The 11,919-nt window shown below is 63.6% G+C and carries 16 protein-coding genes and 1 riboswitch; of the genes, 9 read left to right on the top strand and 7 right to left on the bottom strand.

Annotated elements, in window-relative coordinates; genetic code table 11:
- Positions 1–6 precede the first annotated feature (6 nt).
- Positions 7–474, top strand: a complete 468-nt coding sequence (locus FNZ07_RS16640) for a DUF3318 domain-containing protein (protein ID WP_091010114.1) — start codon at positions 7–9, stop codon at positions 472–474.
- Between the two features lie 28 nt (positions 475–502).
- Here the strand turns inward: FNZ07_RS16640 and FNZ07_RS16635 are convergent, their stop codons facing one another.
- The 7 genes from FNZ07_RS16635 to glyA form a co-directional block, all read right to left on the bottom strand.
- A complete protein-coding gene (locus tag FNZ07_RS16635; RefSeq protein WP_091010112.1) occupies positions 503–928 on the bottom strand; it encodes a type IV pilin protein in 426 nt (141 codons plus the stop codon).
- 19 nt (positions 929–947) lie between these two features.
- Entirely contained in the window at positions 948–1,472 is a 525-nt protein-coding gene (locus FNZ07_RS16630) for a hypothetical protein (RefSeq protein ID WP_245811409.1), read from the bottom strand.
- The gene (locus FNZ07_RS16625) at positions 1,469–2,275 is read right to left on the bottom strand and encodes a PilW family protein (protein WP_091010110.1); all 807 of its coding nucleotides are present in this window, start codon (positions 2,273–2,275) and stop codon (positions 1,469–1,471) included. The genes FNZ07_RS16630 and FNZ07_RS16625 overlap by 4 nt, the downstream gene beginning before the upstream one ends.
- A complete protein-coding gene (locus FNZ07_RS16620) occupies positions 2,272–2,694 on the bottom strand; it encodes a type IV pilus modification PilV family protein (RefSeq protein ID WP_091010108.1) in 423 nt (140 codons plus the stop codon). Before FNZ07_RS16620 ends, FNZ07_RS16625 begins: the two co-directional genes overlap by 4 nt.
- Positions 2,691–3,257 (bottom strand): GspH/FimT family pseudopilin, encoded by a 567-nt coding sequence (locus tag FNZ07_RS16615; protein WP_091010105.1) that lies wholly within the window; start codon positions 3,255–3,257, stop codon positions 2,691–2,693. Before FNZ07_RS16615 ends, FNZ07_RS16620 begins: the two co-directional genes overlap by 4 nt.
- Before the next feature lie 118 nt (positions 3,258–3,375).
- Positions 3,376–3,867: a transcriptional regulator NrdR gene (nrdR, locus tag FNZ07_RS16610; protein WP_091010103.1), complete on the bottom strand. Its 492-nt coding sequence runs from the start codon at positions 3,865–3,867 to the stop codon at positions 3,376–3,378.
- Positions 3,868–3,873: 6 nt separating this feature from the next.
- Positions 3,874–5,121, bottom strand: coding sequence for a serine hydroxymethyltransferase (gene glyA / locus FNZ07_RS16605; protein ID WP_091010101.1), 1,248 nt, complete (start codon positions 5,119–5,121; stop codon positions 3,874–3,876).
- Positions 5,122–5,289: 168 nt separating this feature from the next.
- Positions 5,290–5,391, bottom strand: a riboswitch (ZMP/ZTP riboswitch).
- A 200-nt stretch (positions 5,392–5,591) separates the two neighbouring features.
- On the opposite strand from glyA, the gene ydfG reads away from it, so the two are divergent.
- From ydfG to ybgF, 8 genes are all read left to right on the top strand, one after another.
- Complete coding sequence (gene ydfG / locus FNZ07_RS16600) at positions 5,592–6,338, top strand: bifunctional NADP-dependent 3-hydroxy acid dehydrogenase/3-hydroxypropionate dehydrogenase YdfG (RefSeq protein ID WP_091010099.1); 747 nt, start codon at positions 5,592–5,594, stop codon at positions 6,336–6,338.
- An 82-nt stretch (positions 6,339–6,420) separates the two neighbouring features.
- Positions 6,421–6,897: a tol-pal system-associated acyl-CoA thioesterase gene (gene ybgC / locus FNZ07_RS16595; RefSeq protein ID WP_091010902.1), complete on the top strand. Its 477-nt coding sequence runs from the start codon at positions 6,421–6,423 to the stop codon at positions 6,895–6,897.
- A gap of 154 nt (positions 6,898–7,051) precedes the next feature.
- The gene (gene tolQ, locus FNZ07_RS16590) at positions 7,052–7,729 is read left to right on the top strand and encodes a protein TolQ (protein WP_091010097.1); all 678 of its coding nucleotides are present in this window, start codon (positions 7,052–7,054) and stop codon (positions 7,727–7,729) included.
- 10 nt (positions 7,730–7,739) lie between these two features.
- Entirely contained in the window at positions 7,740–8,186 is a 447-nt protein-coding gene (gene tolR / locus FNZ07_RS16585; protein ID WP_091010093.1) for a protein TolR, read from the top strand.
- The gene (gene tolA, locus FNZ07_RS16580) at positions 8,183–9,154 is read left to right on the top strand and encodes a cell envelope integrity protein TolA (RefSeq protein ID WP_091010091.1); all 972 of its coding nucleotides are present in this window, start codon (positions 8,183–8,185) and stop codon (positions 9,152–9,154) included. Before tolR ends, tolA begins: the two co-directional genes overlap by 4 nt.
- Positions 9,155–9,268: 114 nt before the next feature.
- Positions 9,269–10,561, top strand: a complete 1,293-nt coding sequence (gene tolB, locus FNZ07_RS16575; protein ID WP_091010090.1) for a Tol-Pal system beta propeller repeat protein TolB — start codon at positions 9,269–9,271, stop codon at positions 10,559–10,561.
- 19 nt (positions 10,562–10,580) lie between these two features.
- Positions 10,581–11,090: a peptidoglycan-associated lipoprotein Pal gene (gene pal / locus FNZ07_RS16570; protein WP_091010088.1), complete on the top strand. Its 510-nt coding sequence runs from the start codon at positions 10,581–10,583 to the stop codon at positions 11,088–11,090.
- Between the two features lie 21 nt (positions 11,091–11,111).
- Positions 11,112–11,867: a tol-pal system protein YbgF gene (gene ybgF, locus FNZ07_RS16565; RefSeq protein ID WP_091010086.1), complete on the top strand. Its 756-nt coding sequence runs from the start codon at positions 11,112–11,114 to the stop codon at positions 11,865–11,867.
- The last annotated feature ends 52 nt before the right edge of the window (positions 11,868–11,919 follow it).

Below are 11,919 nucleotides of genomic sequence, written 5' to 3'. Positions count from 1 at the left end.
GATCTCATGAGCCAGCCCCGTCCGGACACCGCCTTTCGCAGCCAGCATTCCGGCGCAAAAGAATTGAGTTCGCCGCATCTGCGCGCACTGCGCAAGGAACTGCTGATCGTGCGCGCGGATATCGAACGGATGGAATTCGCCCAGGCAACGGTAGAACTACGTCAGTCGGTCTCGCATTTCAGCTGGCTCAAGTTTCTGCTGCCGGGCCTCCGCGGAATGAGCTGGGGCGCAGGCAAGAGTGCGAATGCGGGCATCGGCGCACTGCTCAAGCAGTATCCGTTGATCAGTTCGCTTGCTTCGCTCCTGCTCGCCAGACCGCTGCGCTCTACGCTGCTTGCCAGTGCGAAACCGCTGCTCAAATGGGGCGGACTCGGGTTTGCCGCGTGGGAGGCTTACCGCATATGGCAACAGATGAAGAGCGACGACGATACTGCGCCAGCGGCGAAATCCGGCCGCACGGGTCGCGGATCGTAACTCCGCTGAACGCTTAAGCAGCGCTCGTTCAACGCGTATTCCAGCATTCGTCTGCGGCGAGCGCTGTCGGATTGCTGCTGCGATTCGCACGCACGCCGGTCGCGTCGAGCACGAACGTGCCGCATGCATCGCCATGCATCGGACCATCCTCCACGGGTACCGCCTCCAGCGTATAGCCACCGTTCGTCGCATTGGCCGGCAGCACGCCAAGCCGATACAGCGCGGTGCCGAACTGCGGTGCGCGGTCAAGACCGACAGGCAACGCATTCCGCTCACCGCCCGCATCGTTCTCCACGAACTGGGCTGCGCGATACAGTGCGGCTGCGGCATCCGTTCGATGCGTCCGCGCGATCTGACTGCGATACGCCGGCACCGCGAAAACCGCGAGCGTCGCGGCAATAGCGAGCGCGATGACCAGTTCGAGCAGCGTGAAGGCGTGGATCCGTGAGGTCATAAGAAGGTTGTCTCGCCGTTCAAAAGGGACGTGCGACGACCTGCCGCCAGTGGCGCTCCGTGCGCCCGTCGTCGACCACGAGTGTCAGTTGCATCCATGCCTGCGATGCCAGCGTCGCGCCAAAGCCGCGCGCAGTGATCAGCCATGCGCGTGCCTCGGGGCGTGTTGCAAGCTGCCATCCTTCGATCAGACATTGCGGCGGTCGCACCGACCCGGGCCATTGCGCTACCGGGGTTTGCACGCCCGCCTCGAAGGTCGCGGCACGCCGCCAGCCCTCGGGTTCGCCCGCGACGTCCGGCAACGCAGTGGCCGTGTTCGCCAGCGTCATCTGCGCACATAGGGCGAGCGCCGCATCGGCAGCATGAAATGCCTGCAGATGGCCCTGCGTATTCGCGGTACCGCGTGCGCTCGCGAGCGACGTCTCGAACCACGCCGCCGATGTGACGAGCATCATCGACGACAGCATCAGGACGACAGGTAGTGCAACGCCATGCGACCGGCTACGCGCCCGGTAGCTTCGTCGCGTTCGGGTATCGCGTGTCATGACGGCCTGCGCGCCTGGTTGCGAACTGCGACGCGCCGCCAGAACGCCTGCCGCACACGCGTATCTGTCGCGAGCGTCGACACGCCGTCGCAATCGACATAGCGCGTGCGGCGCCCGAGCGGTGCGCCACGCACCAGCACACACAGGTCCACGGCGACGATCTGTTGCCATTGATCCCGCGCGATAGCGGAAGCATCGAGCGCGGTGTGCGCGTCCTTCAGCCAGTAGCGAACCCGCAATCCTTCGACACCTTCCACCAGCGGTTGCGCCACGCCCGGTCGGCCACTGCCGTCGCAATACAGTTCCGGTTCGCCGGCGCTGCCGGTTCTCGCATGGAAGCGGTTGACGATCGGTATGCGCTGCGGATCGCTTCCGGCTGCGTCGGTGGTCACGCTCTGGCCGAGACAGTCAGTGGGTCGACCGGTCGACGATGGCCATGTCGATATCGTGTCGCCGATGTAACGCACCGCGATGCCGTCCGAATGCGTGCTCACCGTTTCGCAACTGCGACTCTCGAAGCTGCCAACCGTGCGTGCGCCCGAGCAACCGAACAACCCGGCTGACGTATCGGCCGGCGCCATATCGGCGGGCACGAAGCCGGCCATGCGGACCTGCGCGGCGATCAGTGCGAGCGCGGTCGTTCCGGCGTCGTGTATCCGCAGCGCATCGGTTGCGCGCACGAACGCGACACGCTGTGAGCGGTACATGGAGACAGCGCCGGCCACCACGACGAGACCGAGTGCGGCGGCAATCATCAACTCCAGCAGCGTGTGACCGCGCGAGCGGAATCTTGCTACGGTCATCGGGTGAACGCGATCGCGACACAGGCGGTCCGCGGCGGTACCGCCATGCCGCCGCAAGACTCGGGCATATCAATTACCTCGCCACGCACCGAAGGCGCAGGCGGCAGCCATGTGACCTGTGCCACCGCGGCTCCAGCGCGTTGATCGCGAATCGACACCTCGCCCTGTGGGAACAAACGCGCAGCGAGCACCTTCCATTGCGACAACGCTGTGTCTTCAGGCACGTTGGCGCGCGCCGTTTCAGCCACCGCGTCCGAGATCATCGCCGCGTGTTCGCGCAGCGTGACCGCTTTCGCCTCACCCGCGGTCCACCATTGCGTGGCCGTCAAGCCGAGTACCGTGACGGCCATCAAGGCAACCGCCAGCATCACTTCGAGTAGCGAATTGCCGCGACATGCAGCGTGTTCGCGCCGGCTCATGATGCAGCTCCACAAGCACCGTCGGAAATACGCGGTCGACCGCCGGCGGCAATCCTGATGCAACGCCGCCAGTTGTTACCCTGAGTAGCGCGCAATATCGAACGCGGCGCGACATCGAAGTTGCGAAAGCCGCCGATCACCTGTCCCGCCGGCGGCGTGAACGTGAGATTGCTGAGGGTGCCGTTCACGCTCACTGCAGCGAGACCCGGCTGCACACGCAACGCGGACAGCACCGTCGAACCCGGTTGCTCGGCCATCACGGCCCAGCCGCACGACCAGTCCAGGGTACCGCTGCGGCAGGCTTCGCCGACCGGCAAACAGCGATGCGCGCTATCGATGCGACACACCGTGACGCGCACGCCGCGCCGCAGCGCTTCGCTGCGTGCGTAGGTGAGTGTGGAGAGCATCGCGCGCGCCCGGGCGTCGACCTGATCGCGCACGTGCCACGCGACAAACGATGGCGTAGCCAGAACCGCAAGCGCGGCAAGCAGCGAGACGACGACGAGCATTTCGGCAAGCGTGAAGCCGCCGTACGCTTGCGGCGGAAAAACATGGGGGGTCATGGGTCACTCACTCCTGACTGGTCCGAAGAACACAGTCAATCTAGCGACCCATGCGAAACGCGACAATCGACCGAACGGCCAGGTAGCGAGGGGGAGTGAGAGGAACTGAGCGGAACAGTCAGCGCTTGCGCGAAGACTTGACGGGAGCAGGAGGCGATGAAGCGCGGCGGAATTCCTCGATCACGTCCTCGAATTCGGACACGTCTTCGAAGCGTCGGTACACAGAAGCAAAGCGCACATACGCAATCGTATCGAGCGCACGCAACTCGTTCATCACGAGTTCGCCGAGCCGTTCGCTGCGCACTTCACGCTCGCCGCTGCCGAGCAGTTGATATTCGATGCGGGCGACTGCCGTATCGATTGCCTCGGCGGCGACCGGCCGCTTTCTCAACGCGAGCTGCATGCTCGCGACGATCTTGCGGCGGTCGAACTCCCTGCGGCTGCCATCCTTCTTGACGACCGCCGGCAACGCCAGTTCGGTCCGCTCGTACGTCGTAAAACGCTTGTCGCAGGCCGAACAGCGACGCCGCCGACGGATTGCCGCGCCGTCTTCCGACACGCGGGAATCCACGACCTGCGTATCGTCATGCCGACAGAAGGGGCAGCGCATGATCGCCTAGCGGTAAACCGGGAAGCGCTTCGTCAGGGCCGCAACCTGGGTACGCACGCGTTCGATCGTAGCGGCGTCTTCCGGATTGTCGAGCACATCGGCAAGCAGGTTGCCGACCTGCTCGGCTTCCGCCACGCCAAAACCGCGCGTCGTCATGGCCGGCGAGCCGAGACGAACACCGCTCGTGACGAACGGCTTTTCCGGATCGTTCGGGATCGCGTTCTTGTTGACCGTGATGTGCGCCGCGCCGAGCGCCGCTTCCGCGGCTTTACCCGTGATGTTCTTTGCACGCAGGTCGACCAGCATGACGTGGCTCTCGGTGCGACCCGACACGATACGCAGCCCGCGCTTTACGAGCGTTTCGGCAAGCACGCGTGCGTTGTCCAACACCGCCTGCTGATACGTCTTGAATTCCGGCGACAGCGCCTCCTTGAAAGCCACGGCCTTGGCGGCGATGACATGCATAAGCGGACCACCCTGGATGCCCGGGAAGATCGCCGAGTTGATCGGCTTTTCGTATTCGGCCTTCATCAGGATCACGCCGCCGCGCGGACCGCGCAGGCTCTTGTGCGTGGTGGTCGTGACGAAGTCGGCGTGCGGCACCGGGTTCGGGTAGACGCCCGCAGCGATCAGACCGGCGTAGTGCGCCATGTCGACCATCAGGTACGCGCCAACCGACTTCGCGATCTTCGCAAGACGTTCGAAGTCGATGCGCAGCGAGAACGCCGATGCGCCCGCGACGATCAGCTTCGGCTTGTGTTCCTGAGCGAGTTTTTCCGCGGCGTCGTAGTCGATGTCTTCGGCTTCGTTCAGACCGTAGCTGACCACGTTGAACCACTTGCCCGACATGTTGACCGGCGAGCCGTGCGTCAGATGGCCGCCGTGCGCGAGGCTCATGCCCATGATCGTGTCGCCCGGCTTCAGCATCGCGAAGAACACGCCCTGATTGGCCTGCGAGCCCGAGTTCGGCTGCACGTTCGCAGCTTCGGCGCCGAAGATCTGCTTCACGCGATCGATGGCGAGCTGCTCGACGATGTCCACGTATTCGCAGCCGCCGTAGTAGCGCTTGCCGGGATAGCCTTCGGCATACTTGTTGGTGAGTTGCGAGCCCTGGGCGGCCATGACGGCCGGGCTCGTGTAGTTTTCCGACGCGATCAGTTCGATGTGGTCTTCCTGACGGCGGTTTTCCTGTTCGATCGCCTTCCAGATTTCGGGATCGACGCTGGCGATAGTGCTTTCGGCTCTGTCAAACATACGGGTTCCGTTGAGTGAGTTCAGTTCAGGTTGACCGGATTGCGCGGGATAAGCGTAGCGGATACGCAGCGCTGCTGGCGGCTGGGCCAGCCTTGACATGGCGGAGAAGGAGCGCCGCACACGCGAGGCAGGACAGCCACCGGCGGCGCCAGACTACGACGCGCGGATCACGGCTGCCCAGGCGAACGGCAAAACGGCACCCTGCGCTTCACGGTGGGTTGTTCCACCTTTGAACCCAGAAGGGTTCTATCGCCAGTCACGCAGGATTGAGCGCGTTAGTTTATTGGAACCTGCACCAATAGGCAACAGCGGGCGAGCGCCAGCCGGCAACGCCCCATGCCGCTGCAAGCCCCACGGGACGGCGCTTCGGCGCCAGCGCACACGGCAGACGGGCCGCTCCTCGTCCTTGCCGCAGCGCCGCATTGGAAGTAGGCTGATGCCCTTTCCATCTTTCCGACCATGGAGCAGCAATGATCGTGTTCGTCACAGGCGCGTCCGCAGGGTTCGGCGCCGCTATTGCAAGGGCGTTCGTCAACGGCGGCCATCGGGTCGTCGCCACCGCGCGCCGCAAGGACCGCCTGCAAGCGCTCGCCGACGAGCTGGGCGAGCGCCTCCTGCCGTTCGAACTCGACGTGCGCGACCGCGCCGCCGTCGAAGCCGCGCCCGCCGCGCTGCCGCCGGAGTTCGCAGCCATCGACGTGCTGGTCAACAACGCCGGCCTCGCGCTCGGCCTGGAACCCGCCCAGCGCGCCGTGCTGGACGACTGGCAAACGATGATCGACACAAACTGCACCGGCCTTGTGCAGGTCACGCGGGCGCTGCTGCCGGGCATGGTGGAGCGTAACCGCGGGCACGTGTTCAACCTGGGTTCCGCGGCGGCCAACTGGCCGTATCCGGGCGGCAACGTCTACGGCGCGACCAAGGCGTTCGTGCGGCAGTTCAGCCTGAACCTGCGCGCCGATCTGACCGGCACCGCGGTGCGCGTCACCGATGTCGAGCCGGGGCTGTGCGGCGGCACCGAATTTTCAAACGTGCGTTTCCGCGGCGACGACCAGAAGGCGGCGAATGTCTACCAGAACGTCCAGCCGCTGACAGCCGAAGACATCGCGGAATCGATCTACTGGATCGCCACGCGGCCCGCCCACGTGAACATCAACACGATCGAGCTGATGCCGGTTGCCCAGTCGTTTGCGGGGCTGTCGGTTCATCGCGGCTGAGCGTTCGCGCCGCGCGTGCGTGTGGCGACCGGAAAAAGAACAAATCGTGACAAATCGCGAGGCGCGTCTGCGTTCCGGTAAAATGCGCGGCATGAATATGTCCAGCAGCCAGCCCGGCACGGAAATTGGCTTCACGTGGCCGATCCGGGTGTATTACGAAGATACCGATGCCGGCGGCATTGTGTACTCGGCGAATTACCTGAAGTTTTTCGAGCGTGCGCGCACCGAATGGTTGCGCGCATCCGGAATCGACCAGCGGCAACTCGCCGACGAAACCGGCACGATGTTCATCGTGTGCAGCACCGCGCTCAATTACCGGGCGCCGGCGCGGCTCGACGACCTCGTCACCGTGATCAGCAGGGTCGAGCGGCTTGGCCGCGCATCCGTCGATTTCGCGCAGGAAGCCTGGCGCGACGACACGCTGCTCGCCACCGGCAACATCCGGGTCGGCTGCGTCGAACGTGCTGCGTTCAGACCTGCCGCCATTCCTCCACCGGTGCTCGCCGCATTGCGGCGCGGACCAGCTACGACGACCGGCGTGTCAACGACAGACGACTGAACACCGTTGATACGTCGCCAGTGAACTCGTATCGATCAATGCCACACCAAGCATGGTTCGGCGAAGGATACGCCGAAGCTTCCGGTTTCCCGACCGCCAGCTTCGACGGGCCTTGCAGCCGGACGCCCCTTCCGGGACGTTACAACGAACCTCTATGAACACTACCCAAGATCTATCGATCGTATCCCTCGTTCTCAACGCGAGCCTGCTGGCCCAGGCCGTGATGGCGCTGCTGCTGCTGCTGTCGCTGTTGTCGTGGACATTCATCTTCCGCAAGTGGTTTGCGATCCGCCGCGCACGCGCGCAGACGGAGCGTTTCGAACGCGAGTTCTGGTCGGGCGGCGACCTGCAGGCGCTGTACCAGAGCGCCGCGAACAACCGCCACTCGATCGGCGCGCTCGAACGAATCTTCGAATCCGGCATGCGCGAATTCCTGAAGGGCAAGGAAAAACGGCTCAACGATCCGGGCGCGATCCTCGACGGTGCACGACGCGCGATGCGCGCCGCGTTCCAGCGTGAAATGGACGTGCTCGAAGCGAACCTCGCGTTCCTCGCATCGGTCGGTTCGGTCAGCCCGTATATCGGTCTGTTCGGTACCGTCTGGGGGATCATGAACGCGTTCCGCGGTCTCGCGAACGTGCAGCAAGCCACGCTTGCGAACGTCGCGCCCGGCATCGCCGAAGCGCTGACCGCCACCGCGATCGGCCTGTTCGCAGCGATTCCGGCGGTGGTTGCCTACAACCGCTACGCTCACGATATCGACCGCCTCGCGATCCGCTTCGAGACCTTCATCGAAGAGTTCTCGAACATCCTGCAACGCCAGGCGCACTAAGGAGCACACCATGGCCGGTTCCTCGTCATCCAGCATGCGCGGCAGCCGTACGCGCCGCGCGATGGCCGACATCAACGTCGTGCCGTATATCGACGTGATGCTCGTTCTGCTCGTGATCTTCATGGTGACCGCCCCGCTCGTCGCGCCGTCAATTGTCAATTTGCCGACCGTCGGTGGTGCCGCGCCCCAGCAGCAGACGCCGCCAGTCGTCGTCAACATCCGCGCCGATGGCAACATGAACGTCAAGTACAAGGACGATGGCGGCGCGACCCAGCAGGAAAGCATGACGCGCGCCGATCTGAATGGCTTCATCACCGATCGCGCGCAGACCCATCCCGATCAGCCGGTCGTGATCGCCGCGGATAAAACCGTGAAGTATGAAGTCGTGATGAACGTGATGTCCGACCTGAAGGCCCGCGGCGTCAAGCGCGTCGGGTTGCTCGTCAAATCGCAATGAAACGCCAGGAATCCTCGTACCCGCTCCAGCCGCCGCGTGAACGCGGCACAGGACGTGCTATTGCGCTAGCGGTGGTGATGCATCTGTTGCTCGGGTACTTCCTGTATCACGGCATCCAGTGGCAGAACAGCACGCCCGCAGGCGCCGAAGCCGAACTGTGGACCGAAGTGCCCGACACCGTATTGCCGCGGCCGGTCGTGACGCCGCCCATCAAGGTTGCTCCGCCGCCGGTCGACAACACGGAAGCGGACATCGCGCTGCAGGAAAAGAAACGCCAGCAACAGGAAGCGGCACGTCAGGCGCAGCTCGCCGAGCAGCAACGTCAGAAACAGCAGGCCGATCAGGAAGCGCAGGCGCAACGTCAGCAGCAGCTTGCTGCGCAGGCGGCACAACTGGCCGCGCAGAAAGCCGCCGATGCGAAGCAAAAGCAGCAACAGCAGCAGGCCGACAAGCTGCGGCAGCAACAGCTAGCTGACCAGCAGAAGCAGGATCAGTTGAAGCAGGCGCAGGCTGACGCGAAGAAGAAAGCCGATGCAGATAAGCTCGCGAAGGCCAAGACCGATGCGCAGCAGACGAAGAAGCTCGATCAGGAACGTCGTGCGCGGCTTGCACAGATGCAGGGGCTGGCCGGTGGCGGCGACGCTTCGAGCGGCGATGGCCTTGCGAAGAGCGGCACCGGCAGCGGCTCGGGTGGCACGGCTGCATCAGCGGGCTATGCGGAGAAGGTGCAGCGACGCGTACGACCTAACATCGTGTGGGCCGGCGATACACAGGGCCTCGAAACCGTGGTCGCAGTGCACTGTGCGCCCACCGGCACGCTGCTGAGCGCGACGGTGACGCGTAGCAGCGGCAATGCACAATGGGACGACGCGGCGTTGCGGGCGGTTCAGCGCTCCGATCCAATGCCGCTCGATACGAACGGCAAAACACCAGCGAGCTTTACGATTACATTGCGTCCGGCAGCCTGACAGCAGCCCGCGCCCCGGCCCACATGGCGTTCCGGGGAACGAATCGGGCGTTTGCAGGTCTGTCTGCTGTCGTAATCTGTTAGATCATCTGTTTTTTTTGGGAATCGATAAAGCATGAGTTTGATGACCAAGCTAGGCCTGCGAACACTGGTCGCGTCGTGCCTGATTGCGGCAGGAAGCGCTGCGCACGCACAGCTCAACGTGCTGGTAACCGGTGTCGGGTCGACGCAGTTCCCGATCGCCACCGCGAATTTTGCGAATGAGACGAATTCCCCTCAGCAGATCAGCACAATCGTGCGTCAGGATCTGCAACGCAGCGGCAAATTCACCAATATCGATGCAGGCAGCGCACCCATTTCCGAAAACGATTCAGTCGACCTCGGCAGCTGGAAGGCCAAGGGCGCGGACGCGTTCGTCGCGGGCAGCGTGAACCAGCTCGCGAACGGTCAATACGAAGTGCGTTTTAAACTGTACGACACCGTCAAGCAGCAAAGCCTTGGCGGTCTCGTGCTGGTGAGTCCCGCGAGCGGACTGCGCATGAGCGCGCACAAGGTTGCCGACTACATCTATGCGAAGCTGATGGGCTCGCGCGGCGTGTTTGCCACGCGCCTGTCATACGTGATCAAGACCGGTGGCCGCTACCAGTTGCAGATCTCCGATTCGGACGGACAGGACGCGCACATCGCGCTGTCGAGCCCCGAACCGATCATCTCGCCGGCATGGTCGCCGGACGGTACGAAGGTCGCATACGTATCGTTTGAAAAGAAGAAGCCGATCGTCTATATCCACGACCTGCCTACCGGTCGTCGCGTGATCGTCTCGGACCAGAAGGGCAACAACAGTGCGCCGGCATGGTCGCCTGACGGTCGCACGCTCGCGGTCGCACTGTCGCGCACCGGCAATACGCAGATCTTCGCGGTCAATGCGGACGGCAGCGGCCTGCGCCGGTTGACGCAAGGCACCTCGATCGATACCGAACCTGCCTTCTCTCCCGACGGACAATCCATTTATTTCACAAGCGATCGCGGTGGCGCACCGCAGATCTACCGCATGTCCGCCCAGGGCGAAAGTGCCGGCGGCGCGCAGCGCGTGACGTTCACGGGCAACTACAACACGAGCCCGCGCGTGAGTTCGGACGGCAAGCAGCTTGCCTATATCTCGCGCGTCGGCGGCGCATTCAAGCTATACGTGCAGGATCTGCAGTCCGGCGTTGCGACCGGGCTCACCGACACGACACATGACGAATCGCCGAGCTTCGCAGCGAATGGTCAGTACATTCTTTACGCCACTCAGGTGAACGGCCGTGGCGTGTTGGCGGCAGTGTCGACCGATGGTCGCACCCGGCAGGTCCTGTCCGTTCAGGGCGGTAGCGTACGCGAGCCGTCCTGGGGCCCGTTTATGCAATAACACACAAGGAGAGTTAAAAATGATGTCCAAACTTCGTATCGCATTTGCGGTCCTGATGGTCGGTGCACTGGCTGCGTGTCATTCGGGCGTGAAGCTCGACGACAACGCCAACAAGGGCGGCGCGGTCCAGACGCAACCGAACCCGACCGACGTGGCCCAGGTCAACGTCGACCCGCTGAATGATCCGAACAGCCCGCTCGCCAAGCGCAGCGTGTACTTCGACTTCGACGCTTACTCGGTGAAGGACGACTACCAGCCGCTGCTGCAGGCACATGCGCAATATCTGAAGAGCCATCCGGAACGTCACGTGCTGATCCAGGGCAATACCGACGAACGCGGCACGAGCGAGTACAACCTGGCACTGGGCCAGAAGCGTGCTGAAGCTGTGCGTCGCGCGCTGTCGCTGCTCGGCGTGCAGGATTCGCAGATGGAGGCTGTGAGCCTCGGCAAGGAAAAGCCGCAAGCGACGGGTCATGACGAATCGTCGTGGGCCCAGAACCGCCGTGCTGACCTCGTGTATCAACAGTAATCGCAACGGGTGATAAGCCGTATGACGCATCGTTTCTTCCGGCTGCGAATTGCCACAGCCGCGGCCGCCTGTGCAGCGGGCATGGTCCTCGTGACCGTGCCTGCGCACGCGGGCATCTTCGACGACGACCAGGCCCGTCAGGCGATTCTCGACCTGCGCACGAAGACCGACAGCCTGTCGAGCCAGTTGTCCGCTGCACAACGCACGATCCTCGATCAGTCCAACCGTCTCGACCAGCTCAACCAGCAGGTCGCGACATTGCGCGGACAGAACGAGGACATGGCGAACCAGCTGACGACACTGCAGAAGCAGCAGAAGGACTACTACACCGACCTCGATGGCCGGCTGAAGAAGTTCGAGCCGCAGCAGCAGACAGTCGACGGCGTGCAGGGTACCGTGCAGCCCGGTGAAACGGATGCGTTCAACGCGGCGTCACAGCAGTTCCGTGCCGGCGACTTCAAGACCGCGGCCTCATCGTTTCGCAGCTTCATCGCGAAGTATCCGCAGAGCCCCTACCAGCCGACTGCGCAGTTCTGGCTCGGCAACGCGCTGTATGCATTGCGCGACTACAAGGGATCGACGGCGACGTGGATGGGTGTCGTGAAGAATTACCCGCAGCATCCGCGCGCGGCGGACTCGCTGCTGGCAATTGCGAACAATCAGCTCGAACAAGGTCAGAAGGCTGCGGCAAAGAAGACCCTCGAGCAGATCGTCGCGCAATACAGCGGTTCGGACGTTGCGCAGTCGGCGCAGGACAAGTTGTCGCAGATCAAGTAGGAGGCGCCTGCTGTGGCTGGCCGGGTTTGGTTTGTATCATCGGCCGGTTGCA

The organism is Paraburkholderia megapolitana, from assembly GCF_007556815.1.
GTDB lineage: Bacteria > Pseudomonadota > Gammaproteobacteria > Burkholderiales > Burkholderiaceae > Paraburkholderia > Paraburkholderia megapolitana.
This window is presented reverse-complemented; position numbering and strand designations above follow the sequence as displayed.

Coding starts and splice junctions, on each gene's coding strand:
- ybgC (WP_091010902.1), top strand. CDS start 6,421: ATGCGCGGCATGAATATGTCCAGCAGCCAGCCCGGCACGGAAATTGGC.
- ybgF (WP_091010086.1), top strand. CDS start 11,112: ATGACGCATCGTTTCTTCCGGCTGCGAATTGCCACAGCCGCGGCCGCC.
- tolA (WP_091010091.1), top strand. CDS start 8,183: ATGAAACGCCAGGAATCCTCGTACCCGCTCCAGCCGCCGCGTGAACGC.
- nrdR (WP_091010103.1), bottom strand. CDS start 3,867: ATGCGCTGCCCCTTCTGTCGGCATGACGATACGCAGGTCGTGGATTCC.
- tolB (WP_091010090.1), top strand. CDS start 9,269: ATGAGTTTGATGACCAAGCTAGGCCTGCGAACACTGGTCGCGTCGTGC.
- FNZ07_RS16635 (WP_091010112.1), bottom strand. CDS start 928: ATGACCTCACGGATCCACGCCTTCACGCTGCTCGAACTGGTCATCGCG.
- FNZ07_RS16625 (WP_091010110.1), bottom strand. CDS start 2,275: ATGACCGTAGCAAGATTCCGCTCGCGCGGTCACACGCTGCTGGAGTTG.
- tolQ (WP_091010097.1), top strand. CDS start 7,052: ATGAACACTACCCAAGATCTATCGATCGTATCCCTCGTTCTCAACGCG.
- tolR (WP_091010093.1), top strand. CDS start 7,740: ATGGCCGGTTCCTCGTCATCCAGCATGCGCGGCAGCCGTACGCGCCGC.
- FNZ07_RS16620 (WP_091010108.1), bottom strand. CDS start 2,694: ATGAGCCGGCGCGAACACGCTGCATGTCGCGGCAATTCGCTACTCGAA.
- FNZ07_RS16640 (WP_091010114.1), top strand. CDS start 7: ATGAGCCAGCCCCGTCCGGACACCGCCTTTCGCAGCCAGCATTCCGGC.
- FNZ07_RS16615 (WP_091010105.1), bottom strand. CDS start 3,257: ATGACCCCCCATGTTTTTCCGCCGCAAGCGTACGGCGGCTTCACGCTT.
- glyA (WP_091010101.1), bottom strand. CDS start 5,121: ATGTTTGACAGAGCCGAAAGCACTATCGCCAGCGTCGATCCCGAAATC.
- pal (WP_091010088.1), top strand. CDS start 10,581: ATGATGTCCAAACTTCGTATCGCATTTGCGGTCCTGATGGTCGGTGCA.
- FNZ07_RS16630 (WP_245811409.1), bottom strand. CDS start 1,472: ATGACACGCGATACCCGAACGCGACGAAGCTACCGGGCGCGTAGCCGG.
- ydfG (WP_091010099.1), top strand. CDS start 5,592: ATGATCGTGTTCGTCACAGGCGCGTCCGCAGGGTTCGGCGCCGCTATT.